At 69.5% G+C, this 26,913-nt stretch carries 26 protein-coding genes and 1 pseudogene; 12 read left to right on the top strand and 15 right to left on the bottom strand.

Translation table 11 applies throughout. The features are described 5' to 3' along the window. Positions 1 to 9: 9 nt before the first annotated feature. The 4 genes from OHT76_RS41310 to OHT76_RS41325 all read right to left on the bottom strand — a co-directional run bounded on the left by OHT76_RS41310 (position 10) and on the right by OHT76_RS41325 (position 3,280). Entirely contained in the window at positions 10 to 822 is an 813-nt protein-coding gene (locus OHT76_RS41310) for a VOC family protein (protein WP_328876018.1), read from the bottom strand. Further along, positions 764 to 1,669, bottom strand: a complete 906-nt coding sequence (locus OHT76_RS41315) for a helix-turn-helix domain-containing protein (protein ID WP_328876019.1) — start codon at positions 1,667 to 1,669, stop codon at positions 764 to 766. The genes OHT76_RS41310 and OHT76_RS41315 overlap by 59 nt, the downstream gene beginning before the upstream one ends. A gap of 52 nt (positions 1,670 to 1,721) precedes the next feature. Then, positions 1,722 to 2,489: a DUF899 family protein gene (locus OHT76_RS41320; RefSeq protein ID WP_328876020.1), complete on the bottom strand. Its 768-nt coding sequence runs from the start codon at positions 2,487 to 2,489 to the stop codon at positions 1,722 to 1,724. A 101-nt stretch (positions 2,490 to 2,590) separates the two neighbouring features. Continuing rightward, complete coding sequence (locus tag OHT76_RS41325; protein ID WP_328876021.1) at positions 2,591 to 3,280, bottom strand: TetR/AcrR family transcriptional regulator; 690 nt, start codon at positions 3,278 to 3,280, stop codon at positions 2,591 to 2,593. A gap of 212 nt (positions 3,281 to 3,492) precedes the next feature. On the opposite strand from OHT76_RS41325, the gene OHT76_RS41330 reads away from it, so the two are divergent. Next, on the top strand, positions 3,493 to 4,170 hold the full coding sequence (locus tag OHT76_RS41330) for an SDR family NAD(P)-dependent oxidoreductase (protein ID WP_328876022.1): 678 nt from the start codon (positions 3,493 to 3,495) through the stop codon (positions 4,168 to 4,170). A 299-nt stretch (positions 4,171 to 4,469) separates the two neighbouring features. On the opposite strand, the gene OHT76_RS41335 is transcribed toward OHT76_RS41330, so the two are convergent. The 4 genes and pseudogenes from OHT76_RS41335 to OHT76_RS41350 form a co-directional block, all read right to left on the bottom strand. Continuing rightward, a complete protein-coding gene (locus OHT76_RS41335; RefSeq protein WP_328876023.1) occupies positions 4,470 to 5,969 on the bottom strand; it encodes a S1 RNA-binding domain-containing protein in 1,500 nt (499 codons plus the stop codon). Positions 5,970 to 6,123: 154 nt separating this feature from the next. Continuing rightward, entirely contained in the window at positions 6,124 to 6,375 is a 252-nt protein-coding gene (locus OHT76_RS41340) for a hypothetical protein (protein ID WP_328876024.1), read from the bottom strand. 91 nt (positions 6,376 to 6,466) lie between these two features. Beyond that, positions 6,467 to 7,534: an IS110 family transposase gene (locus OHT76_RS41345; RefSeq protein ID WP_328876025.1), complete on the bottom strand. Its 1,068-nt coding sequence runs from the start codon at positions 7,532 to 7,534 to the stop codon at positions 6,467 to 6,469. Positions 7,535 to 7,759: 225 nt separating this feature from the next. Next, positions 7,760 to 9,375 (bottom strand): annotated as a pseudogene (locus OHT76_RS41350) (IS200/IS605 family accessory protein TnpB-related protein). A gap of 200 nt (positions 9,376 to 9,575) precedes the next feature. Between OHT76_RS41350 and OHT76_RS41355 the strand changes: the two are divergent. After that, on the top strand, positions 9,576 to 10,055 hold the full coding sequence (locus tag OHT76_RS41355) for a dihydrodipicolinate synthase family protein (RefSeq protein WP_328876026.1): 480 nt from the start codon (positions 9,576 to 9,578) through the stop codon (positions 10,053 to 10,055). A gap of 83 nt (positions 10,056 to 10,138) precedes the next feature. Here the strand turns inward: OHT76_RS41355 and OHT76_RS41360 are convergent, their stop codons facing one another. Then, positions 10,139 to 10,549, bottom strand: a complete 411-nt coding sequence (locus OHT76_RS41360; protein ID WP_328876027.1) for a DUF6069 family protein — start codon at positions 10,547 to 10,549, stop codon at positions 10,139 to 10,141. Continuing rightward, on the bottom strand, positions 10,546 to 11,157 hold the full coding sequence (locus tag OHT76_RS41365) for a TetR/AcrR family transcriptional regulator (protein ID WP_328876028.1): 612 nt from the start codon (positions 11,155 to 11,157) through the stop codon (positions 10,546 to 10,548). Before OHT76_RS41365 ends, OHT76_RS41360 begins: the two co-directional genes overlap by 4 nt. Positions 11,158 to 11,339: 182 nt before the next feature. On the opposite strand from OHT76_RS41365, the gene OHT76_RS41370 reads away from it, so the two are divergent. The 3 genes from OHT76_RS41370 (at position 11,340) to OHT76_RS41380 (ending at position 14,095) form a co-directional block, all read left to right on the top strand. Beyond that, a complete protein-coding gene (locus tag OHT76_RS41370; RefSeq protein WP_328876029.1) occupies positions 11,340 to 12,170 on the top strand; it encodes a dienelactone hydrolase family protein in 831 nt (276 codons plus the stop codon). Between the two features lie 196 nt (positions 12,171 to 12,366). Continuing rightward, complete coding sequence (locus OHT76_RS41375; RefSeq protein WP_328876030.1) at positions 12,367 to 13,236, top strand: phytoene/squalene synthase family protein; 870 nt, start codon at positions 12,367 to 12,369, stop codon at positions 13,234 to 13,236. 208 nt (positions 13,237 to 13,444) lie between these two features. Continuing rightward, on the top strand, positions 13,445 to 14,095 hold the full coding sequence (locus OHT76_RS41380; RefSeq protein WP_328876031.1) for a DUF4360 domain-containing protein: 651 nt from the start codon (positions 13,445 to 13,447) through the stop codon (positions 14,093 to 14,095). 68 nt (positions 14,096 to 14,163) lie between these two features. On the opposite strand, the gene OHT76_RS41385 is transcribed toward OHT76_RS41380, so the two are convergent. The 5 genes from OHT76_RS41385 to OHT76_RS41405 form a co-directional block, all read right to left on the bottom strand. Next, positions 14,164 to 15,723, bottom strand: a complete 1,560-nt coding sequence (locus OHT76_RS41385) for a mucoidy inhibitor MuiA family protein (RefSeq protein WP_328876032.1) — start codon at positions 15,721 to 15,723, stop codon at positions 14,164 to 14,166. A gap of 8 nt (positions 15,724 to 15,731) precedes the next feature. Then, a complete protein-coding gene (locus OHT76_RS41390; RefSeq protein ID WP_328876033.1) occupies positions 15,732 to 17,816 on the bottom strand; it encodes a DUF4139 domain-containing protein in 2,085 nt (694 codons plus the stop codon). 148 nt (positions 17,817 to 17,964) lie between these two features. Then, positions 17,965 to 18,372, bottom strand: coding sequence for a hypothetical protein (locus OHT76_RS41395; protein ID WP_328876034.1), 408 nt, complete (start codon positions 18,370 to 18,372; stop codon positions 17,965 to 17,967). Positions 18,373 to 18,499: 127 nt separating this feature from the next. After that, positions 18,500 to 19,174 (bottom strand): hypothetical protein, encoded by a 675-nt coding sequence (locus OHT76_RS41400; protein ID WP_328876035.1) that lies wholly within the window; start codon positions 19,172 to 19,174, stop codon positions 18,500 to 18,502. Then, positions 19,171 to 20,820 carry a serine/threonine-protein kinase gene (locus tag OHT76_RS41405; protein WP_328876036.1) on the bottom strand — a complete coding sequence of 550 codons (1,650 nt, stop codon included), beginning with the start codon at positions 20,818 to 20,820 and terminating at the stop codon, positions 19,171 to 19,173. The genes OHT76_RS41400 and OHT76_RS41405 overlap by 4 nt, the downstream gene beginning before the upstream one ends. 250 nt (positions 20,821 to 21,070) lie before the next feature. On the opposite strand from OHT76_RS41405, the gene OHT76_RS41410 reads away from it, so the two are divergent. From OHT76_RS41410 to OHT76_RS41440, 7 genes are all read left to right on the top strand, one after another. Next, a complete protein-coding gene (locus OHT76_RS41410) occupies positions 21,071 to 22,336 on the top strand; it encodes a glycosyltransferase family 4 protein (protein WP_328876037.1) in 1,266 nt (421 codons plus the stop codon). Beyond that, on the top strand, positions 22,333 to 23,178 hold the full coding sequence (locus OHT76_RS41415; RefSeq protein WP_328876038.1) for a transferase: 846 nt from the start codon (positions 22,333 to 22,335) through the stop codon (positions 23,176 to 23,178). The genes OHT76_RS41410 and OHT76_RS41415 overlap by 4 nt, the downstream gene beginning before the upstream one ends. Before the next feature lie 228 nt (positions 23,179 to 23,406). Then, complete coding sequence (locus OHT76_RS41420) at positions 23,407 to 24,291, top strand: alpha/beta hydrolase (protein WP_328876039.1); 885 nt, start codon at positions 23,407 to 23,409, stop codon at positions 24,289 to 24,291. Positions 24,292 to 24,591: 300 nt separating this feature from the next. Next, complete coding sequence (locus tag OHT76_RS41425; protein ID WP_328876040.1) at positions 24,592 to 25,188, top strand: DUF5994 family protein; 597 nt, start codon at positions 24,592 to 24,594, stop codon at positions 25,186 to 25,188. 5 nt (positions 25,189 to 25,193) lie between these two features. Continuing rightward, a complete protein-coding gene (locus OHT76_RS41430; RefSeq protein WP_328876041.1) occupies positions 25,194 to 25,463 on the top strand; it encodes a hypothetical protein in 270 nt (89 codons plus the stop codon). 409 nt (positions 25,464 to 25,872) lie between these two features. Then, a complete protein-coding gene (locus tag OHT76_RS41435; RefSeq protein ID WP_328876042.1) occupies positions 25,873 to 26,244 on the top strand; it encodes an STAS domain-containing protein in 372 nt (123 codons plus the stop codon). Continuing rightward, positions 26,244 to 26,909 carry a hypothetical protein gene (locus OHT76_RS41440; protein WP_328876043.1) on the top strand — a complete coding sequence of 222 codons (666 nt, stop codon included), beginning with the start codon at positions 26,244 to 26,246 and terminating at the stop codon, positions 26,907 to 26,909. Before OHT76_RS41435 ends, OHT76_RS41440 begins: the two co-directional genes overlap by 1 nt. The last annotated feature ends 4 nt before the right edge of the window (positions 26,910 to 26,913 follow it).

Genomic DNA, 26,913 nt, shown 5'->3' on the forward strand with positions numbered 1-26,913 from the left:
CCGGTCAGGTCAGGGAGTCGCAGGCTGCTTCGGCTCGGCCGGCGTCAACTGGGTCAGCGTGCATCGCCACCCCTTGCCGTCCCATACGAACAGGTCGGTGGCCCACTCGTCCGCGGTGAACGGGGCACCCCGGAAGGCGCCGCTGTTGGTGCCGCGGGTCGTCACCAGCACCGTCGTGTCAGACACCGACGTTACGCGTTCGACTTCGAGGTTCATGGTGTCGTGGGTCAGCTCGCCGGCGGCCACCAGCTTGAGGAACGTCGAGCCCGGCGTGATGCCGTTGTTGGCGACGAACATCCAGTCCGGGGTGGCGAAGCGCCCGATCGCTTCGGCGTCGTTGGCGACGATGGCGGCGGCCCATTCGTCGAGGAGGGCGGCAAAGGTCTCGCGATCGGCCTTCGGCGCCGCGCCCTCGCCCCGATAGGTGCCGAAGCTCCAGAGGTTGCCTTCGGTATCGCGGACGGTGAAGCCGCGTGAGCCGTAGTCCTCGTCGACAAGGCCACGAACGATCTCGGCACCGGCGGCGACGGCTCGGTCGAAGAGCGCGTCGGGCTCGTCGCACACGACGTACACCGCGTCGTTGCCCGGTGCGCGTCGCCCCCAGGCGGATTCGTCCTTGTCGGCGGTACCCAGCATCACGCCACCGCCGAGCGGCCAGCGCAGCTCGGCGTGCTCGACGATCGAGGGGGCGTCCTCACGGGCGTAGACCGCGCTCTCCTGGAAGCCGAAAACCTCGGTCAGAAAGGCGATCGCGGCGCGCGCGTCACGGTAGGTGAGGCACGGCCAGACGGTAGTTGTCGTTGTCGTGGTGGTTGCGTTCATGCGATGACGATGCCTCTGCGCCATGGGGGCTGTCTTGGACGGATGGAACATCCCCCGCGAGCAGCTCGGTCGGCGTGCAGCCGGCCAGCGCGGCGAAGTCCCGGGTCAGATGCGCCTGGTCGTAGTACCCGCACGCCGCCGCCACCTGGGCGATCGACACGAAGGGCGGCGAGCGCCGCAGCATGTGCTGGGCTCGCTCGAATCGCACCACCCGGGCCGCGAGTTTCGGCGACAGGCCGAACTCGCTGCGGAAGCGGCGGGCGAGGTGCTGGCGGCTCCACCCGCTCTCCTCGGCCAGGTCACGAACGGACACCCCGCCGCTGGAGGCGACCACCCTTTCCCACGCGAAGCGGAGCTCGGGCGCCGGCGCGCCGTCCCCGGCCAAGCGGCCAAGGACGGCGTCGCAGACGGCGAATCGGTCCCCCCATCCGGCAGTTCCCTGCAGGCGTTCCCACAGCTCGCGGCCGACGGCCCCGACCACATCCACGAGCTCGACCGAGACGTTCCACAGCTCGCCCGCAGGCATGCCGAACAGGGCCCGGCTTCCGAGGGGCGTCAGCTCGACCGCCACTCCCTCCTGGTCGCCGCTGTGGGAGATCAGTGCCGACGAAGCCTGGAGGCCGCTCAGCACGCACCCGTAGTGCTGCGGAGGCTGCGCCGGGTCCGTCTGAGCCACCACGTCGATGTCGTCGCCGATGCTCACAATGAACGTCATGTGCCGCGACGGCAGGCCGCGGTGCATCGCTGGCGGGAAGCCCGTCAGCCGGTAGCCGCAGTAGCGCTCGATGTACGGCCGCAGCGGCGACGCCGGTGCGGCGGCCACCCACTCCTCACGCCGCTCCACCATCCCAAAAGTGTACAAGCGGCGCCTCATGGGCAGCAGGACATCTGCTCGCCGACTACGAGGAGCAGCAGCCCGAACTGCCCGTCCCCGTGCTGGGCTGTCCGCCGTGGAGGTCGTCGTCGTGGCCTGCGGCGAGTCTTGCCCATTGCGCGGTCGGCCGTCCGTCCCTGCGGAACTGCTGGCCGAGCGCCTCGTACGGCTGCGGCCAGCCGCTTGGGGAGTCCTCCCAGGTCTCCTGGCGGCCGTAGAGGGTCATGTCGAGGATGCCGTAGGACGGCGCCATGGGTTCGACGCCGCGGCCGGTGGTCCAGTACGTCTCGTAGACGCGGTCCCCGTCGCGCAGGTAGCACGCCTTCATCCCGAAGTGGCGGCCGGCGACGAGCCGTTCATGCGACTCGGCGGGTACGGAGTACCAGGGCATGTCCCAGCCCATGAACCGGCGGTAGCGGTCGGACTCCTCGTAGGGGCCCTGGCAGAAGACGGCGAAGGTGACGTCACGCTGGTGCAGATAGGACAGTTCGCGGACCTGGCCGGTGAAGAAGGTGCAGCCCTCGCACTGGTCGGCGGCAGTGTGGCCGTCGTGCCACATGTGGTACGACACGAACAGCTGGGTGCGGCCCTCGAAGACGTCGATCAGGGGGACGTGCCCCTTGTCTCCGACGAGCGGGGCCGAGGGATCCACCTCGGTCATGGGCAGCCGTCGCCGGGCGGCGGCGATCGCGTCGCCCTCGCGGGTGTGCGCCTTCTCCCGGACGCGCAGGGCGTCTATCGCGGCCAGCCACTCCCGGCGGGAGGCGACCGGCGGCTTGTTCACATCAGTCATGGCCCTACTGACCCTGCAGCTCACAAGAAATCATCGGTGGAGCCGATGGCGGCCGGCGGCACGGACGTCGGAAACGGCGCTCGTAGCGCGGGAGGGGGTGATCAGTCGTTGCTTTTCCGCTCACGCGAGGGGATGTTCGCCTGCCCGGCGCGGCGCATGGCCTCGTAGAGGGCGTCATCCTCCGGCGGGTCCGGCAGGGGCCCCGACGCAGGGGCCTCGAATGACTGCATCATCAGGGCGACGAGGCGGCGCCATGCGTCAGGGAGGGTGTCGCCGGCGAAATTGACGACGCCGGCGTTGGCGACGAGCAGGAGGACGAGGTCCTGGCTCGCGAAGTCCTCCCGCAGGCGCCCGCTGTCCTTGGCGCGGCCGATCAGGTCCAGGAAGCCGTGGTACGCCGCTGCGTGGCGCGCTTGCAGGGCCTCGGAGGCCGGGAAGGTCGCCGTCAGCACGTCGGCGAAACCGCGATCGGCGGCCTGCATGGCGCAGACGGCCTCGATGAACCCGCGGAAGCCGTCCCAGGGGTCGGGGTCGTCGAGGGCGTCGTTGACGGCGGCGACGTACGCGTCCATGCGGTCGGCGAAGACGGCGGCGATCAGATCTTCCTTGGTGCGGAAGTGACGAAAGAGGGTGGCGATCCCCACCCCTGCTTCCCGAGCCACTGAAGCCATCGACGCACCCAGACCGTCGCGCTCGAACGCCGTGCGTGCAGCAGCGATGATCCGCCCGCGGTTGCGCTCGGCGTCGCTCCGCAGGGGCTGAGCAGCGGGCTGCTGGGGGTCTGGGGTCATGCCCGCCACCCTATCAATCGGAATGTCCTATCCATTTTCAGTGTTACGCTGCCAGAGGTAAACGGATAGCACTTTCCGTTTTCCTGGTTCTCAACCGGATAGCCCCGCCCGGTCCGAATCGGCGGGCGCGTGCGTTGCCCGCACCACAGGCAGACACCCACCGCCCCGACATCGCAAACGGTTCCCCCGTGACGCCGTACGAAAGGATCGCTGTGACCAGCATCGCCATCATCGGAGCCGGGCCCCAGCTGGGCCTGGCCATCGCGCGCACCTTCGGCTCCCGCGGCTTCGACGTCGCCCTGATCTCGCGCAACCCCGACAAGCTCGACACCCTCGTCGGCGCGCTCACCGCCGAAGGCATCTCCGCCGCCGCGTTCCCCGCGGACGTGCTCGACCGCGGCGCGCTCACCCAGGCGCTTCAGGACGCCGCCGCACGGTTCGGCGGCATAGACGTCCTGGAATACTCCCCGGTCGGCGGGTTCGACTCGACCGTCCTGACAACTCCGAGCACGACCGAACCGTCGCATGTGCAGCATGAGATGGAGTTCCAGCTCTACGGCGCGATCGCCGCCACACAGGCGGTCCTGCCCGCAATGCGCGAGGCGGGCGCCGGCACCCTGCTCTACACCACCGGCGCCGGATCCATCGACCCTGTGCCGCAGGTCGGCAACGTCAACGCCGCCGCTGCCGCGCTGCGCAACTGGGTGATCAACCTCCACAAGGAACTGGCCGACACCGGCATCCAGGCCGCCCACATCGGCATCGACGTCTCGATCGGCACGTCAGTCATTCCCGGCTTCCCGACGGCCAAGCCCGAGGAGATCTCCCCGGTCTACTGGGAGTTGCACACCAGCCACCGCGAGGAGGCCGAACGCGTCTTCAGCGGCTGACGCCTCACGGGGTCCCGTACCCGCCCTTCGCGGGGGTTCTGATCGCGTCGCGGCCGTCCGGTCGCGACGCGATCCTCAGAGGCCTGCTGCAGCGAGGGCGGACACCGCCTCATGCCTGGCCGACGTGGATCCGGCCGTGTCGCCGCCCCGCACGATGCGAGGGCAGCCGTGGTGGCTGCCGCCCATGTGGTCCGACGCATGGGCGAGAAACACCAGCTCATCGGAAGGGCGTCCTCGACAGACCCCAGTCGTCGAGCCGACTTGGCCGGTCATCCCGCGGAGCCGATAACCCGGTCTGGTCAAGACTCTCCCCGCGCGAGAGCCTGCAGGTGGGAGAGAGCGATTCGCCGTCGAGTGGGGTCGACGTCGAGGATCTTCACGCAGAGAGCGTCGCCGACCTGGATCACGTCCTCGGGGGTGGCAGCGGGTTCCTCGGACAGCTCGGTGATGTGCACGAGTCCTTCGAAGCCATCCTCGCGGTCTTCGATACGGACGAAGACGCCGATCGGCACAAGTTTGGTCACGACACCGGTCACCACTTGGCCGACCTGTTGAATGAACTGAGTCATCGGGTCCACCTGCAATGACTTCAACGACAGCGGCACACGCTCTCTCACCAGGTCGACGTCGAGGACCTCGGCCGCGATTTCCTGCCCGACGGTGACGACGTCGGAGGGATGATTGATGTGCCTCCAGGACAGCTCTGGAACGTTGATCATTGCAGTGAAGCCGCCGATGTCCACGAAAGTGACGCCGAAGTCGGCGATCTCCGTGACCACTCCGGTGACGACCTGCCCGCGGTGGAGATTCTTCAGAAAGGCCCAGTTCCGGTCACTGCGGCTCTGCTCGGTCCTCCACCGGGCCCGCAGAACGCCGTCACTGTCGGGCAGCACGGCGGAGAACAGGGGTTGACGTGAATCGACGTCCAGGGGCAGTGCGGCAGCGGCCCGCGCGCCCGCCACGTGGGCGGCCAGTGCTTGATACTCGGTTTCGTCGGTGATTGTGCTGGTGATGGCGCCGTTCCTGTCTTCCCAAACGAGTTCCACCAGGCCTTCGTCGGGGAGTGTGGCGAGAACGGCATCGACGTCGGCGGACAGGTCCGGCCAGACAGACAACTTGGCGCGTGGGGTGAGCTTGGCGCGTACTGCGTCAAGGGTGTGCTCCGTTATGCGGTGCCAGCGGGCGGCGTTGTCGACGTACGCCTCCTCCAATATGGCTGCCTGCCCCCCTGTGATGGACCAGCGCAAATGGGCCCAGAAGTCCTCGTCGGCGGGGCGCTGCACGCCGGGCTCGTCGAAGTCCGCCTCGTAGGGCGACGCCTGCAGTCGTTCCGGGAAGAGTCCGAGGGCCCGCGTGCGTGCAAGGGCGCTCTCGCAGGGCTGCTCGCTGCTGACATAGACGTACTGGTCCCACCCCACGTGCACAGCGAATGCGTCCTCCACTTCCAGGTGGCACCAGGCGCCGTTGTCGCGGAGCATGACCCGCACCAGCTCCAGACCGACGGAGAGGGAGACCTCTGCGCCGTCGTGGAATCCGCGGAGATCACGTGGGAAGAGATCGTCCAGACCGTGGCCTTCCATGGCCGGCTCCAGGCCGAAATGGGCGACGCCAGGGATCTGCGGCTCGCGAATGGCCAAGTGGTCGATGCCGGCGGCCGCGGCAAAGGCAGCGACAGCCTGCAAATAGGCGGACTCCACTGCCCCGTGGTCGCTGGTCGGCTCCTCGACACCGATGTAGTGGCCGTGCTCGTCGCGATCGGCGGGGTTGTACTTGGTAATCCGGTAGACGAAAGGCGGCACACTGCTCCCTGTGGTGTCAACTGCGCGCTCAGCGGTCGATCTCGTGACCTGGGAGCGTAGGGCAGGGCGGAATGGGCGGACACACGGTCGTGCGTGCCGCGCGTTCGCTCTGGCCTGCCGCCTTGGAGAGAGCTCGGTTCTGCCGGTGCGGGCCTCAGTCGGCTGTCAGGGCCGTGTTCGTCAGACGCAGGTGCAGGCGAAGTGCGCTGTGGCCGTCGGCGGTCAGCTTCACGATCCGTGTGTCGCGTGTGTGGACAAGCCAGGACTCCCCGACGGCGTGTCGGAAGACGGCGGCCCCGACACCGCCCGCCAGGTGGAGCCGTTGCTCGGTCCAGTCGAGGCACGTCCGCACATGCGGGCGGGGCGACGACGCGGCGGGTTCGTCGACGATGCCCAGCTCCCGCATCCAGCGGGCTCCCGCAGCAGTGAGCGTCGGCCCGTAGTCCCAAGTCAGGAACCGTTCCTAAAGACTGAGTGGGAGAAGCTCCTATAGATCGTCAAGCGGCTTGCTTGAACTGTTCGGCGGTGATGTGCGGGCGGGGCAGATGCTGGTAGACCTCGCGGGCGACGAACCGTTTCAAGCAGCGCATGATGTCCTTCTTGGTCATGCCTTCGGCGGTGCGTCTGGCGACGTACTCGCGGGTGCGCTGGTCGTGGCGCATGCGGACCAGCACGATCGTGTGCAGGGCCCGGTTGGCTTGGCGGTCGCCGCCCCGGTTGAGGCGGTGCCGGTTGGTGCGGCCGGAGGAGGCCGGCAGCGGGGCGGCACCGCACAGGTGGGCGAAGGACGCTTCCGAGCGCAGGCGGTATGGGTTGTCGCCGACGGTGGTCAGCAGCTGGCCCGCGCTCTCGGGGCCGACGCCGGGCAGAGCGATCAGCCGTGGTGCGGCCCGGGTGACCAGCGGGCCCAGGTCCACGTCGGCTTCGGTGATTTCCTCCTCCAGCCGCTGGCAGCGGCGGGCGAGCCGTCGCAGCGTGATCCTGACCGCGCAGTGCGGATCCGCGAGGTCGCCCGCGGGCCGGGACCGGGCCAGGGCGTCGATCAGCTCGCCGGTGGCCAGGCCGCGCAGCCTCTCGCGCACCGCGGCCGGTGCGGTGATGATGAGTGTGCGGATCTGGTTGATGGTCTGGGTGCGGGCCTTGATGGCCGAGCTGCGGGCCACCCGCAGGGTGCGGATGGCCTCCACGATCCCGTTGCGAGTCTTCGGAATGCCCGAGGCCCGGCCGGACAGCACGGCGGTCGCGGCGGCGTAGGCGTCCACCGGGTCGGACTTTCCGTTGTCCCGCCTGGCCTTGCGGTCGGGCCGGTCGACCTCGATGACGGTGACACCCTGTGTGGTCAGGAAACGGGCGATCTCGGCACCGTAGGCGCCGGTGCCCTCGATGCCCACTGCCAGAACCTCGCCATGCGAACGCAGCCAGTCGAGCAGGCTCTCATAGCCGGCGGGACCGGTCGGGAACGGCTCGGTGGCCAGGTGCCGGCCCACGGTGTCGATCACGGCCGCCTGGTGCAGGTCGGTGTGGGTGTCGATCCCGCCAATGACCGCTATCTCATCTGCTGCCATGCTGGATGTGCTGTCCTTCCGTACGACGCGTCAGGGAGGGCACGCGCCGGTCGGACGGACGGACAAGACAGTGATGGGACCTTTGGCCGGGCTCCTATGAGGTCACGAACGCCTGACCGGCACGCGCGCGGTGGCACCGCCCGACAGACCGACGGTTCTCCCGACAGACAGCCGAAGCGCCAGTGAGTCCTTGAGTCAGGCCTCCGAGCGGTGCCACCGCAATCATCACTGTGAGTCCTGGTGCCAGGACTCGTGCTCAGCCGAGCGCCCCGAACGGTGTTGGGCGTTCTGGTCGACCGCTTTCGCTCCGCGTCCGGGCGGCACGGATCGTGTCCGTGGTCCGGGGATGCGGGGGCGGTTTCCCTCGCGCCCTGGGGCGCCCGGTGGGGCCTGGACGGTCCGATGCCCCGCACGATCGCTCTGGTCGTGTGGGGGCGGTGCCGTCCGTCGCCGGATCGGGTGCTCCAGGGCGCGCCTGCCGATCGCCACGGCGGCTGCGTCGTGGCGGGTGGTCTTGCGTGTGGTGCTGGTGAGGGGCTTTTGCCAGTGCTGGGCGCCCCATCGGCTGGTGTAGGCCGGGTCCACGGCCACGATGGCCAAACCCTGTTCGGCGGCCATGGAGATGAGGCGGGCCCTGAGTTTGCTGGTGGGCATGCCGGAGATCAGCTGCCGGAACCGTGTGCGACGCCCGTGCTTCTCGCGGGTCTTTTCCGCGGCGAAGTCGAGGTTCTCGATGGCGATCGCGGCTACGCCGCGCTGCTGGGCCCAGTGCAGCAGGCGGGTGATCGCGTGCCGGACCTGGGCGTCGCGGTGGTCGGCGGTGCCGGTCAGGCCGAAGGAGAAGCGGTGCGGGTTGCCAACAGGGTTGCCGTGCCTGTCCAGTGTGTAGGCGGCCAGGTGGTCGGCGTTGGTGTCCACGCCGATGAGGCCGTGGGCGCGGGCCGCGTCCAGCGGGATCGGCTCGACGGGCGCTGCCAGGACGCGGTGAGGTACCAGCGGCCCCGGCCGGTGTCGTAGTGGATGCGGTAGGCGACGGCCCGGTTCGCCTCCACGCGGTCGGCCCATTCGCTGCCCCGGTGCTTGAACTGCACGCGGCCGGTGAGCGTGTACCGGCCGTGCGGGGCGTTGGCATGTGTGGCGAGGGGTGCGGGCAGTTTGATGCTGATCTCGCCGTCGGGGCTGACGCGGATGGTCTCGTTGCCGAACCTCTTGCCGGACTCGCCGTCCGCGGCCAGGAACCAGCGTTCGGTCTGCCACCGCTGCCGCCACTGCACTTCGGTGAGACCGGCCGCCTCCAGGTGGTGGCGGGTGTTCAGCAGTGCTTTGCCGCCGCGGACGATGTGCACGCGCCCGGCCTCGCGGTCCGCCCGCGCCCGCTCCAGCCGGTCACTGAGCACGTGCAGGCGGCGGGACTTCGCCAACCACTCCCGCCTGCTGCCATAGCCGCCCGGCGCCTTCTTGGACCCCTTCGCTCCGAGGGGCTGGGACAGCCGGTGCGTGATGGTGCGCACACCCGCCTGCAGACTCTGGATGTGCGCGAGCTGACTACGGCGGGCCAGCGCCCACTGGTCGTGCGTCGCCTTCGTGATCGACCCGGCCCAGCGCGAGGACGACTCGCCGGTGAGGATGCGCTTGCGCTCAGCCCATTGCTCGCTGCCGTGGTCCGGCCCGGCCTGGCAACGGGCTTTGAGATCACGAGAGGCCAGCGTCCCCAGATGCTCCCCGACCAGACGCAGAACCTTCTCGTCCGCGGCGGTCAGGCCCTTGAGCCGGTCACGAACCGCGACCCCGGCCGGGCCGGGCACCACGAACGACGGCCCCACCTCCCGCAGCCCGCCCACCCCGCCACCTCCCTGCCGTGGACTGAAGATCCTGCCATCACATCCAACGACCGCTACCCGGCAAGGTCACGCACTCGACGGACGAACCTCCGTTCCCCTGCGGCATCACGATCTCCGCGGACAAGGCGCCCACACGCGCACGCCAGAACACACTCATACACAGTCACTGAGCAGCAGCTCCCAACCCCCGCACCACGCATGTGCTCTTCAGTGACGAACTGCACGGCAGGATCGCCCAGTTGCCGAACGTCAGCTCGATCAAGATCCCGGGTGTTCCCGAGGACCCGGCACAGGCCAAGGCCCGGATCGACGCACTGCGGACGCTGGTCCCCGACACGGTCACCATCGGTGTGAGCGGCGACTGGATGGCCGTCCGCGGCCTGAACGCAGGGTGCGACGCGTGGTACTCGGTGATCGGTGGCACCTTCCCGCTGACCGCCCTCGTACTCACCCGCGCCGCTCAGGCCGGTCATGCAGGGTCGGCCCTCGGCCTGTCCGACGCCCTTGATCCCCTGTGGGCACTGTTCCGCCGCCACGGCAGCCTGCGGGTCATGTCCGCCGCTGCCTCCCACCTCGGCCTGACCGGAGAGCCGAACCTGCCGCGTCCTCTGCGTGGGCTGGACGAGACCGCACGTCAGGACGTTGTCGCAGCGCTGGACGCACTCGGGCTCACCGCCTGAGCCCGGTCGCCATGAATCACCATCACATCGCGACCAGAACGAATGCAGTGCCTCGTCAAGGCAGGCGAGTCCTTTGCCGGCGGTCACCTCCTGGCGGTGCCGGCTTCCGCCTCGAGGGGCTTGCCGCCCAGGCCCGGGATCAGCACCGCTGCCACGGCCAGGTGCATCAGTGCGAGGCAGAGTCGGGTGCTGCCGTCCATGCCGTCGCCGATGAACGGCAGGAAGGACACGGCCAGTACGGTGCCGGCCGCCGCGGTCCAGATGGCGCGGGCGCGCCGCGCCCCGGACCGTTCCAGGGCGGCCAGCAGTGCCCAGCCGGAGAGCGATGCGAGCAGTGCGGCGACCGCTACGGGCAGGGCGCCGATGTCGAGTGTCTGCTGGCCGTCGGCGATCCGCAGCCGGTGCCCCAGCAGTGGGTCCGCGACCAGCCACACCAGGACGGGGGCCAGGACGGCCAGGGCCGTAATCCCCAGGCGCCTTCTGGGCGTGCTCACTTGGCGCCCCTTGAGAGTGCCCCGTGCAGGAAGACGTCCACCAGCTCCTTTGGGGTCAGGTCGGGCTCGTCGTCCGTGCGCGGCTGGGTGAACAGCAGCCCGAAGAAGAGGGCCGCGATCTGCTCCGGCGGCCGGCGCAGGTCGGCCTTGTCGGGCTCCAGCAGCTCTGTGAGGGCCGTGCGGATACGGGTCGTTGACTCGTCGCGGCCCGCGCCGCGTACCGTGCCGGGGTGTTTGCCGCCGCGATGGCCCAGCGAGCCGGCGATGGCGCCCATCCTGGACAGGTGGGCCTGCAGCGCTTCGGCTGCTTCCGCGAGCCGGTCGGGCAGCGGCTGGGATACGTCGATCGCGTCGAGCTCGCGGACCGCGTGCTCGGGGGAGAGTGCCTCGGCCATGCAGGCGTGCAGCAGCTCGTCCTTGTCGGCGAAGACCCTGAAGATCGTGCCCTCGCCGATGCCCGCGGCGCGGGCGATCTTCGCGGTCGTCACCGCGGCGCCGTACTCGGCGATCAGCGGGATCGCGGTCTGGATGATCATCGTGCGCCGCTGCTCCGGCGACATGGCGGGGGCGCGGCGGCGGGTGGTCTGGTTCTCCTTCGGTGCTGTCATGACCGCGAGACTACGGAGTGAGGACTCACTCCGTCAATGAGTGAGTCCTCACTCCGCTCGCTGTTTCCGTGATCGACTGCTTGAGGGGCATGTCCAGTTCGGCTGGTGCGGCCGTGGCTACTTGCGAGTAGGATCCTGATCCGTTGTCAGAATTCAGCACCGCCCTGCAGCCAGGAGGACGCGTGGCCGACGACACGCTGACGGATTTCGCCCGGGAGCCGTTCACGCACGAGGGCCGATCGCATGTCGTGCTGCGCTCCGGGACCGGCCCGGCCGTAATCGTCATGGCCGAGATTCCGGGCATCACTCCCAAGGTCGCCCAATTCGCGCGGCGGGTCCGCGACATCGGCTGCACGGTGGTTCTGCCGGACCTGTTCGGCGTCGCCGGCCGCGATCCCGATCCGAAGGCCCACGGGCGGACCGGAGCGGCGATGACAGGCCTGCGCGCTGCCGCCCACATCTGCGTGAGTCGCGAGTTCACCATGCTCGCGGCGGGCCGCACCTCACCCGTGGTCACATGGCTGCGGGCACTCGCGGTCCACGAGCACGAGCGGTGCGGCGGCCCGGGCGTCGGCGCGCTCGGCATGTGCTTCACCGGCGGCTACGCCCTCGCTATGGCCACCGATGAACGCCTCCTCGCGCCCGTGCTCTGCCAGCCCTCCCTCCCGCTCGCCGTCACCGCGCGAAAGCGCCGCTCCCTCGACATCTCCCCGGGCGACCTGCGCACCGTCCAGCAGCGCTGTGAAGCGGGCCTGACCGTGCTCGGCCTACGCTTCCGCGGCGACCGGGTCGCACCTGCCGAACGCTTCGCACTGCTACGAGAAAAGCTCGGCAAGGCGTTCGTCGGGATCGAACTCGATGACGGGGCGGCGAACCCCGACGGGCTGCTTCCCCCGCACTCGGTTCTCACGGAGCATCTGATCGACGAACCCGGCCAGCCCACCCGCCAGGCCCTCGACCAGGTCCTTGACCACTTCCGCACCCGGCTGCTTGCGCTGCCTGATCCGGCGTAGAAGTTCGGGACTGCTCGGCCACGATGGTGCAAGCCGGTGTCGACGACCAAAGCGCCGGATGGCTCTCTCGCGCCCGCACGTGCTGCTGAGGACCTGCGCGTACGCTCCTGTGTCGGTAACAGCCCCACACGGCAAGGAACGCAACATGCCCAGGTGGATCCGCACGCTCCGTCAGGCCGGCATTACCGAACCGGGCTTGACGGCTGCGTACGGTCAACAGCGTGCACTCGTCCGGCGCTTCAAGGCCGAGGAGTATCTGGCGGTCCGACTCCTCCTGCCGACGCGCCTGCACCCCGCGGTGATCGCCGCAGCCGCCTTCATGCACGAGACGGACCGGCGCATCGACACCGGCACAAGCGACGCCCGCAGGAAAGCGCTGGAAGAGTGGGGGACCGCTGCTCTGAAGGCCCTCGACGGCGCGCCTGCCACTTGTGCGACTCTTAGCGCCCTCGGGGACGCGGCCATGCGCCATCCGCAGTTGAAGCAGCGGGTTGAGGCATTCCTGCAGGGAGCACGACACGAGGTGGACTACGCCGGGTTCGGCACTGAGGACGAACTGCAGTCCTATGTCGACGGGTACTCACTGCCCGCCTTCATGCTCCTGGCCTGTCTGCTGGAGCAGGAGAACAGAGCAGAAGCCGCCGCCTTCGAGAGCCGCTGCCGCGACCTCATTGAGGCGATGCAGCGCGTCGACTTCCTCGACGATCTGGCTGAGGACGCGGCACAGGGCCACGTCGGCCTCCCCGGCGAGGAGTTGCGGCGTCACGGACTGTCCGTCGAGGGCCTTCGGGCGCCCACGGAAGCAGTCCGTGCGGGACTTGAGCAACTGGTCCGTGAGCAGGCGGAACTTGCACATGAACGGCTGACCGCGAGCCGGCCACTGGTGAACCTGGTGCCACGCCATACGCGCCCCTTCATCACAGCCATGGTGCAGGTGCAGGAACTCCGGCTCCGAGCAGTCCGCCGGAAGGGCGGCAGCCTGGCAGACGGAGGTGCTCGACCGGCTCTGCCCGCCCTGCTGCGGGTGTTGGCTCGCCAGTACCGTGCCGCACGGCGGACGCGGTAGGCCACTGGCACCGCCGATCAGGCTGACCTTCTGCGGTGTGAACGGGCCGAGGTGAATGGCCGGAGTTCCCCCTGGGCGCGTCCCAGGTGGCTTCCTACGATGCAGTCGCCCCGGCTCTTCACAGAAGCTTCATTGGTTGTCCACACAATCAAACTGGGGAGGGTTCGGCGCATTCACCCCCCACCGATCCGAGCGAAGGGGAGAGACCATGACAGGTGGGCTGTTCCTGAGCGGCGCTGCTGCCGTTCTCACCGCCGCCGTGCTGCCCGCGCACAACCCGTCCACCGGGTTCGTCGACCCGCCCCCGGACAAGATCGTCATCAACGTCGCCACCGTCAACGGCTCAGGCTGCCCGGCGGGTACCGCCGCCGTCGCCGTCTCCGAGGACAACACCGCCTTCACGGTGACCTACAGCGATTACCTCGCCCAGGCCGGGGGCAACTCCGCCCCCACGGCGTTCCGCAAGAACTGCCAGCTGAACCTGGTCGTCCATGTCCCACAGGGCTTCACGTACGCCATCGCCAGCGCCGACTACCGGGGCTTCGCCTCGCTCCAGCCGGGCGCCACCGCCGTCCAGCGAGCCTCGTACTACTTCCAGGGCTCATCGCAGACGGCGTTCGTCAACCACCCCTTCGCCGGCGCCTACAACGACAACTGGCAGGCCACGGACGTCACCGACTGGGCGCAGCTCGTGTGGGCACCGTGCGGGGTTCAGCGCAACTTCAACATCAACACGGAGATCCGCGTCAACGCGGGCACGTCCTTGCCGGACAAGGTCAGCTTCATGACGATGGACTCGACCGACGGGGACATCAGCACCGTGTACCACGTGGCCTGGAAGGAGTGCCCCGGTAGGTGAGTGAAGGGGGGCCGCCCGCTGAGCGGGCGGCCCTGACTCTGGGCCCGGTCAATGAGTGGCCGTCGTGCTCAAAGACCCTTGACCTTGCCGCTTGCGGAGAGTTCGTACACGAGGGTGACCGTGTGGCGGCCGCCGGGTGGTAGGGCGATGTCCCAGCGGGCGATGCCTTCGTCGTCAACCGCGTCGGGGAGAGGGGAACAGTCCTCCTCGCGCAGCCGTACGTTTACTGCCGAGACTTCGGAGACCGGTATCCGTTCCCGCAGCACGACGGTCTGATCGCTCTCCGCCCCCGGAGCGGAGAAGCGGGACAGGTGCAGGCGTACCGTGTGGGTGACAGTGGTCCGTTGGGTCATGGTGGCGGTGTCGTGGGACTCCTCGGCGTACCGCAGCACGCGGTAGTCGTCGTGGCTGCCGAACGCGAGCTCGACCGGTCCGCCGGGAGCGGTGAAATCCAGTGTTCCGCGGCCGCTGAACCCGCTGCCGCGCACCAGGTCCACAGGACCGGCGAGCAGTGCGTGGCCGGAGCAGTTGTCGAACCGCACTACCTGGGTCACCAGCGGCGACAGTTCGGGGGAGCAGGCGTACTCGGTGCCGGCGGGCGTCGCGATGGAGGAGAGCGGAATGCGGTGGGCGCGTCCGTCGGCGGGGACCGAGACGGGTGCGAGAGCGCGCAGCACCCTGGTTTCACCGCCGTCGTCCACGCCGGGCAGGCCGAGCACGGGGGCCGGGCCGAGATCGGCGATCTCCTGCTCGCGCAATTCCACCTCGACCGTGCGCCGCTCGGCGGGGGAGCTGTCGGTCAGCATCAGGCGGTCCTCGACCAGGCGCGGTGGCTCGTTCGCCGAGGCCGAGCGGGCCGTCGACAGCGTCAGGGTGACGTCGGACCAGTTCTCGCCGGTGCGCTGCCAGACCATGGCATCCGTCTCCAGAGTCACGGCTTCCTCGTCGAGCACAGCCCGGTAGGCGGGGCGCCACAGTGCACAGGGGACGAGATGGGTCAGCCGTAGCTGTGCCTGCCCCGCGGCTGCGGACCGCACGGTCAGCTCGACATGGCCGAGCAGCTCGGCGGGTTGCTGCTCGGACAGAAGAATGGCGTGTTCGGTCTCCTGGAGTTCGGTGGCCAGGACCGCCAGCCGGGCCTGTGCGGCGCGCAACTGCTCGCCGTACGCATCGCGTTCGTCGTCCACGCGGTCGAGTTCCTCGGTCCAGCGAGTCGTGTCCGTCTCACCCGTACCGGCTCCCTCGCCGATCTCGCGCAGGAGGTCGGTGGCGAGCCGGCCCAGCAGGTCGAGGCGGGCGCGCAGCCGGTCGGTTCGCTGTTCCAGCGCGAGCCGTTCCTCCTCCAGAGCGTGTACGCGCAGGCGCAGAGCCGAGTCCTCGGCGGTGGGCAGCGGCCCGCGCGGTGTCCAGGCGCGGACGATTCTGGCGTCGAGAATGCTTGCCTGATGGTCGGCGGTCAGCTCGGCGTGCAGCGTGCGGTCGACGGCCAGCGCGCTGACCGGTCCGAGGCGCAGCTGTTGCACGCCGGCTCGCAGGTCGAGGGCGAGGGTGCGTTCGACCTGTGCGCGGTCTTCCAGGCAGGTGACGGCGGTGACAGGGGCGGGGATCAGTTCCGGATCCGTGGGCATGGTGACTGTCAGCTCCTGCGGTTGCCGCCGACCAGGGCCTTCGCGGCCGGGATACGGATTTCGTAGCCGCCGTGCAGGACGGCTGTGCCTCCGGGGGACAGATTGACACGCCACACGCGGGTGCCCGGGGTGTGGTGATCGGGCCCCACGGCGTCGTCGGGGACCGTCCAGTCGGCCCGTTCGTCGATCCGCACGTCCGGATCGGAGGTGACCGGCACCTGTTCTCGGACCTCGACGCAGACGGTCCGGGCGAGCCGGTTGGCCAGGTCCACCTGTACGCGGTGGTCCAGCACGGTGATGTTGTTGCGCAGGCCCGCCGTCGACTCGTTGAGGTGCGCGCGCCGGGTGACCTGGACGCCCTCCGCGGGCCCGAGCCCCATCCGGCGGACGCCGCCGGGTGCGAGCGTGGGCAGCGCGGCGGTCAGTAGGAAGTCGTCGTCGACGGTGACCTCCACCGGGCCGGCCAGCAGTGCCTGGTCGGTGGCGTTGGAGAGGACGAGCGTCCCGTACACCCGTTGTTCCACGGACGGGACGCACAGGTACTCGGTACGCAGACCGACAGGGATCTCGCCGATGGTGACGGTGTGCCAGGTGCCGTCCGAGGGGATGTCCGCGCGGGCGACGGCGTCGTAACGATGGTCGAAGGAGCCTGCCGACTCGCGGGGCCGGACGGCATGCCCGGGCAGCGGCAGCGATGCCACCGCTTCGGCACGACGGCGGTGTTCGACCATCACCGGGTGGAACGGCGCGTCGGGGAACAGACGGCCCCTGCGGCCGGCGGGCTCGTCCGGACCGCTGAGGTGGAGAGCGGCGTAGTCGAGCTCGTCGTTGGTGGGCCGCGGCGGACCGGTCACCGGCGTGGGGGGCGCCGGTGGCGGCGGGGCGGTCGGGTTGGCGGGGGCCGGTGGCATGGAGGCGGGAGCGGGGACCGGCGCGCCGCCTGTTCGGGGACGGCCGAGTTGCTGCGGTGGCGCCTGCGCGAAGGCGGGCGTCGGTGGCATGCGGGTGCTGCCGGGATCGGCGGGCCGCGCGGGCGCTCCGCTGTACGGCGGCGCCGTCGGGGGCACAGGGAGTGGAGGGGGGACGGGGAGTGGAGGGGGGACGGGGCCGCCGACGACCGGTGGCGCGGGCGCGGCTCCGACGGCGGCAGGTGCGGCGTGGGATCGCGGCTGTGGGCGCGGGCCTGCCGCGTCGTACCCGGTGAACAGGTCGGCAAGGCCCGTAGGCGGCTCCCGCCACCCGGATGGCGCGGGAACGGGCTGACGGCGGCCGATCCGAAGGGAGCGCAGCTTCGGCAGATCGGTGCGGCGTCGCAGATCGGCGGTGGCCAGAGCGATACGGACCCCGGTCCAGTCCTCTCCGGTGCGCTGCGCGATCGAGGCACGCAGCACCAGGCTGCCCGAGTCCGCGCTCTGACGGTAGGCCAGCCGGTAGGCCGGTACCCAGAGGGCGCCAGGAACCCCGTACTCCAGCTCCAGTTCCACCTCACCTGCTCCGTCGAGGGTCAGGACGGCGCAGACCGTGGTCTCGACGTGGGCGGAGGGCGCGTCGGTGGAACCCCGGGCCAAGCGGTCGGCTGCGACGGCGAGTTCGTGCTCGACGTGCCGCAACTCCTCCTCCAGCCCGGCGAGGCGGCCGTGCAGGGTCGTCAGCCGTTCCTCCACGAAGTCGGCGAGCGTCAGCCACGCTTCGGCGGGGGTGCGGCGATGCGGGTCCTCACGCTTGCGCGGTGGTGGAACCGGGCGCAGTTCCGTGATCTCCGTGATGCGAGCGAGAAGCCGGTCACGGCGCTCTTGCACCGCGTCATAGGCATCGCGCAGCCGCTCCACTTCCTGCCGCAACCGGTCGGAGGAGTCAGTGCCGGACGGCTCGGCGTCCACTTCCACCCGCACCTCGGTGACTCGCGCACCGCTGTCGCCGACCACGCGGGCGCGCAGGGAACCCGGGTCCATCGAGCGAGGCAGTCCCGTGACCCGCAGTCGCCCCTGCGGCGGCACGGAGCCCCGCGCCCGGCGGCTGCACAGCGCACCCTGCGCATACACCACAACCGCGTCGAGGGCCGATGCCCACCGCGGTGTCTCCTCGGACTTCATATGTTCCGCCCCCGTCATGTCCGTGCCGGGCGAAGCCTAGCGCCCGTGGCGCGGAGGCCTGAAAGCCTCCCCTGGCCTGCCCACTTGGGCCGATGCCGCGCGTCGTGGTGATCCGCAGGACCTTGTCGGCGCTCGAAGGCAGGGGCGGTCAGAACTCGCAGAAGCCCGAGGACTTCAATGCCTCGTTGATCTTCGCAGCCTGTTCTTCCGTAGTTGTCACGTCCTTGTACGTGAACCGCTGCGCGGCGAGATAGTCGAGCATGCCCGCGCCACCGTTGATCGCCGAGCACTGATTGCGGGCCGCGTCGATCGCCTCGTCCTCGTACTGCACGACGTCCGGGGCCGCAGATGCCAGGGTGTCGAGGAGGGCCTGGCGGTCGGCGCCGGTCGGTACGGGTGGGATGCCGGCGGCAGCAAGAGCCTCGTCCTTCTCCTTCTGGGAGACCTCACTCGCGGTGGTTTCCGCCTCGGAGCTGGGCTGGTCGGTACTGCTGGAGCAGGCGGTGAGCGCGCAGACGAGCGCGACGGTGGCGACAGCGGCAGTGCGGATGCGCATGGTTCCCCTTGAGCACGGTGACGGACGGGCATCATCGCGCTGCTGGCGGTGGCGCAGTAGGGGTGTGGCGGTTCTGTGACTTTCCGTTATCTGAGGCAGGGAGTGCGGATGGTCCCGCTGCGAACCGTCAGGGGCAGGCGTACGTGAACTGAGCGGTGACCGTTGTGTGGGTCGGCGAGAGGATCTGAAGCTCGGCCCGTGCTGGGCGGTGACCCTTGCCCTGGAAGGTCCACAGCAGGTGCAGGCGGGCGTGTTTCTGGCCGCGGACCATCACTTCACGCAGGACGTCGGAGGCGGTGCCGTCGCTTCTGGTCCAACGGTAGGTGAGCGTTCCGGGACTGCCGTTCGTTGTGATCACGCCGACGATGTCCGCTGTCTCGTCGCACCCCAGAACCGTCGGCTGGGCCGTGACCGTCACCGTGCTCACCTCGACGGACGGCCCGAGGCGCTGCCAGGCGAGGAAGGCGAGGACACAGATCAACACCAGGGCGGGCAGAGCGTGTCTGCGCAGCGGTCGACGAGGGGGTGCTGGGGGTGCCGTCACTGCGGGGAGTGTCCCGTGCGTGCGGTGCGCGACGGCGGCGGTGACGCCGGGGCCGAAACGCAGGACGGTGCCTTCGACACGGTCGGGCGGGGGCGTCGCCTGTGTCGGTGAGGGGGTCTCCTCGACGAGCGTGGTGTGCGATGTCGGTCTCTGTATCCAGTGGCTGGCCAGCACGGTGGCGCTGTACTCGGCGTCGAGGACGTGCGTCGGTTCCCGATCCTCGGCGGGCGGGGGAGCGGGGTCGTTCTGAGCGGTCATCTGATGTCACACCGCCTGGTCAGGAGCTGTTGAGAGGCATCACCGCCGGCGGCGCCCGGGTCGGTTGCCGCATAAATCGACCAGTAGCAGCCGGTGTTCTGGAACGTGTGGTCGACGGTGATCGAGTACGTGGTGGCTCCGCTGCGCGTGAAGGTCTGAGGAGCACCATCGGCGGCGCCGAGTTGTCCCGCGGCGTTGCTCGTGAACCACGAGGCGGTGATGGAGATCGGCCCGGTGCCGTCCGTGGTGACGTCGATGGTGGCGGTGGCGGTCGTGGGACCTGTCTGGCTGAAGCCCGACACCGCAACGGCCTTGACGGCGGGCGCGGTCGGCGATGGGGGAGAGGCGGTCGTCGGCGTCGCCGTGCTCCCTGTGCCTGCGGTCGGAGTGGTTGTCTCCTCCCCGGCTGATGTGGCGGATGCGGGGGGTTCGTCGTTACCGGGGGTCGCCGGGCCTGTGGGCGACTGGCCGGGTGGCGACGAGGGGCTTCCCGAGGCGGTGGAGGTCGGGGACGGGGAGGCCGACGAAGTCGGCGCTGTGGTCCCGGCCGGTTCCGCGTCGGGCTGGGCGCTGGTCGTGGCCAGGGCTTGGGCCGCCTGCTGCGCCGCGGTCCCGGGGTTCATCGGGATTCCGTAGGTCAGGAGCACTCCGAGGATGACGGCAGCGACCGATACCAGCATTCCGGGTCGGCCGGGCAGCCATGATCGTGCCGGGACGGGGCGCGGCCCTTGGGGCAGGACTGTGCGTGCGGTGTCCGTGGTGGTGCGGGGGGCGCTGTGGGCCGAAGGCAGCAGCAGCGGCAGGAGTGCCACCAGCGCGGCGAGCCGGCCTCGGCCCCGTTCCTCCCAGTCGTGCCCATAGGCGGTGCCGGCGACCGCCTCCAGTTCTGTGACGAACTCCTCTGCCTGCGCGGGCCGTTCCGCCGCGTCCTTGGCCAGGCCGCGGCGGACGAGCGCACGCACGGCTTCGGGGGCCTCCTCGGCAGGGACGGGTGCCTCGACGTGCTGCAGCGCCAGCTCCGCGAAGTTGTCGCCCGAGTACGGCTTGTGACCCGTCAGGCACTCGAAGAAGGTGGCCGTGGCCGCGTACACGTCGGCGGCTGGTGAGGCGGGCGCGCCTGTCCACTGCTCCGGGGACATGTACGACGGGGTTCCCGCCACACCGGCGCTGGTGCCCGAGTCCACCGCGATCCCGAAGTCGACGAGTTTGGACGAACCGTCCGGCACGACCAGGACATTCTCGGGTTTGTAGTCACGGTGGACGACGCCGATGCGGTGGGCGTCGGCCAGGCCGAGCAGTGATCCCTTGAGGATGACGAGCGCGGCTTCAGGGTCGAGGGGGCCGTGGCGGGCCAGCAGGGTCCGCAGGGAGACGCCGTCCACCAGCTCCATCACGATGGCGGCGCCGTGCGGGCTCTCGACGTACTCGTACAGACCGGTGACGTACGGGCTCTCAAGTCCGCCGAGCAGCCGTGCTTCCGCTCGGAAGTCGTACACGAAGCCAGGCCGGGTGAGCAGGGACTCGCTGAGGTACTTCACCGCGACCGCGACGCCGGTTTCCTGGTGGACGGCCAGGACGACCCGCCCGCTCGCTCCCGCGCCGAGTTCGAGTGACTCGGCGTATCCGGGCACTGCCCATGTGCTCATCGCATCCCCCAAGTGGCGGAGCCTCGGCCACTCCCCAGCGGCCATGCCACGCGCTCAGAGACACAATTTCGGCCACGGCGGTTGCGGGGCCAGACGTATCGGTGAGGCGTGCCCGGACCGTGACAAAGCTGTCGCGGGGGCGCCCTGGCCCGCATGGTGGCCGACGGTCGGCCTTCAGAAGCATGATCGGAAAGGGAACAAAGCGATAACGGCGGGCAACGGGAAGGAGGTTGAGGAGGTCTAGTCCGCCATGAAGATCTCTTTCCTGATCCACAACGCCTACGGCATCGGAGGCACGATCACCACGACCTTCAATCTGGCCCAGGCGCTGGCCACGCGGCACGATGTGGAGATCGTCTCGGTGTTACGCCATCGGGAGCGCCCGAATTTCACCCTGGACCCGAGAGTTTCGCTACGACCGCTGGTGGACTTGAGGAAGGAAAAGGACCATCCGCTGCATCTGAGACCTGCGCGGGTGTTCCCGGCCGCCGAATACCGTTACCAGCAGTACAGCGAGTTGACCGATCAGCGGATCGGTGAGTGTCTGGCGGCGACCGACGCCGATGTGCTCATCGGCACGCGACCCGGGCTCAACGTGCACCTTGCAGTTCAGGCCCCGCGACACGTCGTCCGTATCGGGCAGGAGCATCTCACCCTCGACAACCACTCACCGTCGCTGCGCACGGCGTTGCGTCAGGCCTACCGGCGGCTCGACGTGCTCACCACGGTCACGGAGGCGGACGCTGCCGCCTACCGGCGCAAGATGCGGTTGCCCGGCGTCAGGGTGGAGGCGCTTCCCAACAGCGTCCCCGATCCGGTGCTCCCTGCCGCGGACGGCCGCGCGAAGGTGGTCGTCGCGGCTGGTCGGCTGGTTCCGGTGAAACGTTACGACCTGCTCGTCGAGGCATTCGCCCGGGTGGCCGCCGAACACTCGGACTGGCAGCTGCGGATCTATGGAAAGGGGGAGGAACACGCCCGGCTGCGTCAGCTCATCCAGAGCCTGGGCTTGTGCGACAACGTCTTCTTGATGGGTGCGGCCGCCCCGATGGAGGCGGAGTGGGTCAAGGGATCGATCGGGGCGGCCGCGTCCAACTTCGAGCCGTTCGGCATGACCATCGTCGAGGCGATGCGCTGCGGACTCCCCGTGGTCAGCACCGACTGCCCGCACGGACCGGGCGAGATCATCAAGGACGGGGTCGACGGCCGGCTGGTGCCGGTCGGGGACCGTGACGCGCTTGCCGACGCTCTGCTGGAACTCGTCGGTGACGACGAGCGGCGCAGACGGATGGGCCGCACGGCCATGGAGAACGCGCGACGGTTCGCCCCGGTCCCCGTCGTGGAGCAGGCCGAACGCCTGATCGGCGAGGCGATATCGGCGAGAAGGGCCGGGCGGCCGGTCGCACCGGAGCGCGACCGGATCCATCGCGGCCTGATCAGCTGGGGCTTCGCCGCGCGCGACGCCGCCCATGCCGCGGCCGGCAGTGCGCTGCGCGCAGTACGGAGGGGACAGCGATGAACAGGGAACAAGACACGACGCAGGACACGCAACTCCGTGCCCACTGCACGGCCGAAGCGGACGGCCGAATCACCTTTGACCTTCCCGCACTTGAGGCATCGGATTCCCAGTCGGCTCAGCTGCTGCTGCGGTTGCGCCCCAAGAAAGGACAGCCCGAGGAAGTCCTTTGTGTCCTCCCCCTCGAAGCGGTGGACGACGGTGGCCGGCGCGCTGTCCTGGAGTCGCAGCCCCCTCTCGCCGAGGGACGGTGGGACGTGTACCTGCTCCCCGAACCGGGAGCGCCGCGGCGGCGGCTCCGCCCCGGTCTGCGGGACCTGCGAGCGCTGGTCGACGGACACACCCGTGACTGGCCGTCGCCGGTGGCGGTGCGGATTCCGTACACCACCAAGGATGGGTATCTCGCGGTACGGACATGGCTGCGCACCGCCCAAGCCGAGGTCGAGGGCATTGACGTAACGGACCGGTCGATGACGGTCAAGGCGCGGTTGCATGGCGCGGCCCTCTCCGCGGGAGCCGTCGTACGGCTGCGTGCGAGGGGTTCCAACGGCGTGGTACGGACCCGGGAGCCGCAGGCCGCGAGCGCCGGCCGGCGATTCTGCTTCACCGTGGACTTCGAAGAGTTGATCGCCGTCGAGGCCACCGGAAATCGCGTCTGGGACATCAGCGTTCAGACGGGACCCGCCGAGGGCGCGCCTGTCATCCGTGTCGGCCGTCTGTTTGACGACGTGGCGGACCGCAAGGAGATCTTTGTGTATCCGTCGGCCACGGTGGGCGGTGTCGCCGTGCGTCCCTACTACACGGTCGACAACGACCTCTCTGTGGAGGTGACAGCTGCCGAGTGACTACGCCGCCCTCGCACCGGAGGCCTGGGGGACACGACGTGCGCAGCGGCACTCGACCGGTTCGCCGCTGCGCTGCCCGTAGAGCCGGTGGTGCTCTGCACTCAGACCGCCGACGACCGCGCGATGCTGGGGCTCACGGAGGTGGAGCGGTTCGAGGAGAAGTCAAGCCGTGCGGGGCAGTCATAAACCCCGTTGAGGCCGTTCCTGATCTCTCCTAGGTTGGGCCGCGTGACGATCGAGGTGCCCTACGAGCCGCTTCCGATTCACCAGTCGGACGTGCGCTATGCCCATGGCCCCGACTCCGCCGTGCAGTCAGGCGTACCGGCTGGCGAGACGATCGAGCTCGACTGGAGCGACAGCGCGATCTACCCGGGAACTTCACGGAAGTTCTGGTTGCATGTGCCCGCGCGGTACGACCCCTCGGAGCCGGCGTCGCTGATGGTGTTCCAGGACGGATGGTGGTACCTGGACCCTGAAGGGGAGGTCCGAGGCGCGATCGTTTTGGACAATCTCGTCCACCGCGGTGACATCCCGGTCACCATCGGAGTGTTCGTCGACCCGGGTGTCTTCCAAGATGCTGAGGATCCGAAGAACCGCAATACCGAGTACGACGCCTACGACGATCGGTACGTCAGCTTTCTCCTGACAGAGATCATCCCTGAGGTCACGAAGCGCTATTCGATCGTCGAGGACCCCGACCGGTGGGGCATCTGTGGTGGCAGTAGCGGCGGCAACTGCGCCTTTACCGCAGCCTGGCTGCGCCCGGACAAATTCCGCCGGGTGATCGGGTACCTGTCCAGCTTCACGCAGATGCCAGGCGGCAACCCATACCCCGAACTCATCCCCCGCGTCCCTCGCAGGCCGCTGCGCATCTTCATGCAAGCGGGCCATCGTGACCTGCGCTGGAACGAACCCCGGGCAAACTGGCTCGCCAACAACCTGCGCGTCGCGGCCGCGCTCGCAGAAGCCGGCTACGACTTCCGCCTCGTCCTGGGCGATGGCGGCCACAGCCCCAACCACGGCGGGGTCCTGCTTCCCGATGCCCTCCGCTGGTTGTGGCGGTCGGACGATCGCAGGGACCAACCGGTGGGTCGAGGCGCGGCGACTTCGTAGAGGCGGCCGTCTCGGATCAGGGGCGCGCCGGCCAACACCGTCACGATCGGTGTCATCTCCACGGTGCCGCAGCTGCCGTTGGCGCTCGGTCTGGTGCACCTGCTTGGGAGAGCGCACACCCCGCCACGAACAGGGGGCGCTGGGACCGTTCCTGAGCGGACCGTACGGTCCGTTGGGCCTGTCCGAGGAGTACGCTGGGAATACCGAGGATATTTCGCGCACCGGCTTTCAGGCTCGTGTCGTTTTCGGCGATTGAATACGCCGGGCCGGTTACGGCCGGTCCGGGGCAGGGTTCGCGTCATGACTGCGACCATTTCCCTACCGCCGACACTCGAAGCCGATGACCGGTTCTCCTCGTCCTCTCTCCGTCTGTCGCTGGCTCCTGTCGGTTCCGCACCGGCTCTGCTGGACGGCGCCTGGTGGCCCCGCTCTCGCGATCTCGGGGCGGAACTCCCCTCTCTGACCGACGTACTGGATCCGCTGTGGGGGAGGATCACCCGGGTCACGGTGAATCCCACCCACTGGCCGATCGTGCCGCGCAAGGTGCCCGTCGCCGGGCACGTGGTGAAGGTGGGCTGGTTCCTGGCCGAGCAGGACCCGCACGAACTGCTGTTGCTCTCGCTCGGCATGGGCCGCTGGAACCTCCTGGTGGTCCCGCCGCAGACGACTCCCGTCTCGGCCGCCTGGCTGATGGCCGCCGCGAGCGCCCCCCTGGGCACGTCGACCGCGAGCCGGTTGATGGAGGAGGCGGCGCGCCTGCGGACGGTGTCCGAGGCCGACCGGGCCGTGGAAGCGGTCTGGGACTCCGAAGGAGGACATGAGGCCCGCGATCCGGCCGCACGTCCACAGATCCCGACCGTGACCGCCGCGATGCCGCATCAGCCGACGGGGTGGTGAGAACCATGCAGACGCTCGTGACCATGGTGGTGATCCTGGCGATGATCGCCCTTGGGGTGCTTCTCATTCACCTGCTCAACTCGCAGCACAGCGACCGCATCGCGGCCTTCCACTACGGCCGCTCCGGGATGCCCGCTGCGGGGCCGGCCCCGTCGGCTCCGCTGAAGGCCCGAGGTCGGGCGGGGGAAAGCGGCCCCGGCGGCCGCCGTGACCATCGCGACGGCGGACGCGGGCGGCGCCGCCCCCGGCGCCGCACCCGTAAGGGAGCGGGATGATCCCATCGTTCCCGCAGGCTCTCCCGGCCCGTCGAACGGGCCGAACTCACAGCACAGCCCGCAGCCCGAGACCCCGGCCGCAGCACCGCACAGGCCGGGGTCTTCCCGTGTCCTGTGCCCCGAGCCCGGGCTGCCCGGGCTCGGGGACGGCACAGAGCCAAGGAGGCGGATGAGCCGTCCGTGCCTCGGACGGCACCCCTCCAGGACACGATGCCCGCCGGGCGCGGACCTTCCGACCGATTCCACGGCGCATCCCCGGACGACCGATCCGCCCCCGTGCTCGCCAACTCGGGCCGGCGGACCGGCCGTCACCCGTCATCGCGCACCCCCGTATCGGCGGCACGCCGCGACGGCCGGACCCGGCCCTGCCGCGCGGCACTCTCCGACGGGCACCCCGAACCGAGGAGCCATGCCCCTTCCCCAGCTGAATGTCTACCGGCACGACCACACCACCCGTGCGCTGATCACCCTCGCAGGAGAGATCGACCTGGCCACCGCCCCGCTCGTGCGTGACGCACTGGCCGCATGCCTCAGCGACGGTATCCGCTCCGCCGACGTCGATCTCACGGCGGTCACCTTCTGTGACGCCAGTGGACTCAACGCCTTCCTGACGGCATCCCGGCTCGCCACCGGTGCCGGAATGACCCTCCAACTGCACTATCCGCCGCCGTCCATGACCCGCATCATCGAGATCACCGGCTGCGGCTTCCTGCTCCACGAGCTCCACACCGCTCGACCACCATCACTTCGGGTTCCCGCAGCCGCGGGCGGTGCGCCGTGATGGCCCCGCTCCGCCGCGAGCCGCCACGGGGTGAGGCAAGCAGACCGACTTCCGCCCACGCGGTACGTCTGCGCCGGCTGAACCGCTGGCAGGCCGAGACCCTGCGGGAGGACCTGGCCGATCTGTACGTGGAGTCCTCCCGCGCGCAGCCAGGCGAGGAGTACCGAGGCCGGGAGACGTTTCTGCGGCGGCTCACCGGCGACATCCGGCGCGCCGGATTCGCCCTGTTGATCGCGGAGGAAACAGCCTTCGCCGGGTGTGCCTACGGATTCCCCGTACCCCGCGAGGGGACATGGTGGAGGGGGTTCGACGGGACACTTCCGCAGAGCGTCGAGCAGCTCACCGCGTCCGGACACGTCTTCGCGATCACCGAGATCGTGGTGCACCCTCATACGGACGACCAGGACCTCGCCCGCCGACTCCAGCAACGGCTGCTCGCCGACCATCATGCCTCGCTCGGGGCGACACTGGTCGACCAAGCCGACGCTCTGGCCTACGACGCCTTCCTGTCGTGGGGATGGCAGGACATCGGGGCGATGCGTCGGCCGTCGGATCCCACGGTCCTCCGGCCATCGCACCCTGTGCTGCTGCGGGCCCTGGTCCTTCCCTTCGGGCCCCGCACGCACGGCCTCGCTCACGAATACCGCACCCAACGGCCCGACTGACGAC

It is taken from the genome of Streptomyces sp. NBC_00287, assembly GCF_036173105.1.
In the GTDB taxonomy this organism is placed as follows: domain Bacteria; phylum Actinomycetota; class Actinomycetes; order Streptomycetales; family Streptomycetaceae; genus Streptomyces.

Coding starts and splice junctions, on each gene's coding strand:
- OHT76_RS41415 (WP_328876038.1), top strand. CDS start 22,333: ATGAACAGGGAACAAGACACGACGCAGGACACGCAACTCCGTGCCCAC.
- OHT76_RS41440 (WP_328876043.1), top strand. CDS start 26,244: ATGGCCCCGCTCCGCCGCGAGCCGCCACGGGGTGAGGCAAGCAGACCG.
- OHT76_RS41380 (WP_328876031.1), top strand. CDS start 13,445: ATGACAGGTGGGCTGTTCCTGAGCGGCGCTGCTGCCGTTCTCACCGCC.
- OHT76_RS41345 (WP_328876025.1), bottom strand. CDS start 7,534: ATGGCAGCAGATGAGATAGCGGTCATTGGCGGGATCGACACCCACACC.
- OHT76_RS41410 (WP_328876037.1), top strand. CDS start 21,071: ATGAAGATCTCTTTCCTGATCCACAACGCCTACGGCATCGGAGGCACG.
- OHT76_RS41425 (WP_328876040.1), top strand. CDS start 24,592: ATGACTGCGACCATTTCCCTACCGCCGACACTCGAAGCCGATGACCGG.
- OHT76_RS41430 (WP_328876041.1), top strand. CDS start 25,194: ATGCAGACGCTCGTGACCATGGTGGTGATCCTGGCGATGATCGCCCTT.
- OHT76_RS41405 (WP_328876036.1), bottom strand. CDS start 20,820: ATGAGCACATGGGCAGTGCCCGGATACGCCGAGTCACTCGAACTCGGC.
- OHT76_RS41390 (WP_328876033.1), bottom strand. CDS start 17,816: ATGAAGTCCGAGGAGACACCGCGGTGGGCATCGGCCCTCGACGCGGTT.
- OHT76_RS41310 (WP_328876018.1), bottom strand. CDS start 822: ATGAACGCAACCACCACGACAACGACAACTACCGTCTGGCCGTGCCTC.
- OHT76_RS41395 (WP_328876034.1), bottom strand. CDS start 18,372: ATGCGCATCCGCACTGCCGCTGTCGCCACCGTCGCGCTCGTCTGCGCG.
- OHT76_RS41435 (WP_328876042.1), top strand. CDS start 25,873: ATGCCCCTTCCCCAGCTGAATGTCTACCGGCACGACCACACCACCCGT.
- OHT76_RS41365 (WP_328876028.1), bottom strand. CDS start 11,157: ATGACAGCACCGAAGGAGAACCAGACCACCCGCCGCCGCGCCCCCGCC.
- OHT76_RS41325 (WP_328876021.1), bottom strand. CDS start 3,280: ATGACCCCAGACCCCCAGCAGCCCGCTGCTCAGCCCCTGCGGAGCGAC.
- OHT76_RS41400 (WP_328876035.1), bottom strand. CDS start 19,174: ATGACCGCTCAGAACGACCCCGCTCCCCCGCCCGCCGAGGATCGGGAA.
- OHT76_RS41385 (WP_328876032.1), bottom strand. CDS start 15,723: ATGCCCACGGATCCGGAACTGATCCCCGCCCCTGTCACCGCCGTCACC.
- OHT76_RS41320 (WP_328876020.1), bottom strand. CDS start 2,489: ATGACTGATGTGAACAAGCCGCCGGTCGCCTCCCGCCGGGAGTGGCTG.
- OHT76_RS41340 (WP_328876024.1), bottom strand. CDS start 6,375: ATGCGGGAGCTGGGCATCGTCGACGAACCCGCCGCGTCGTCGCCCCGC.
- OHT76_RS41315 (WP_328876019.1), bottom strand. CDS start 1,669: ATGGTGGAGCGGCGTGAGGAGTGGGTGGCCGCCGCACCGGCGTCGCCG.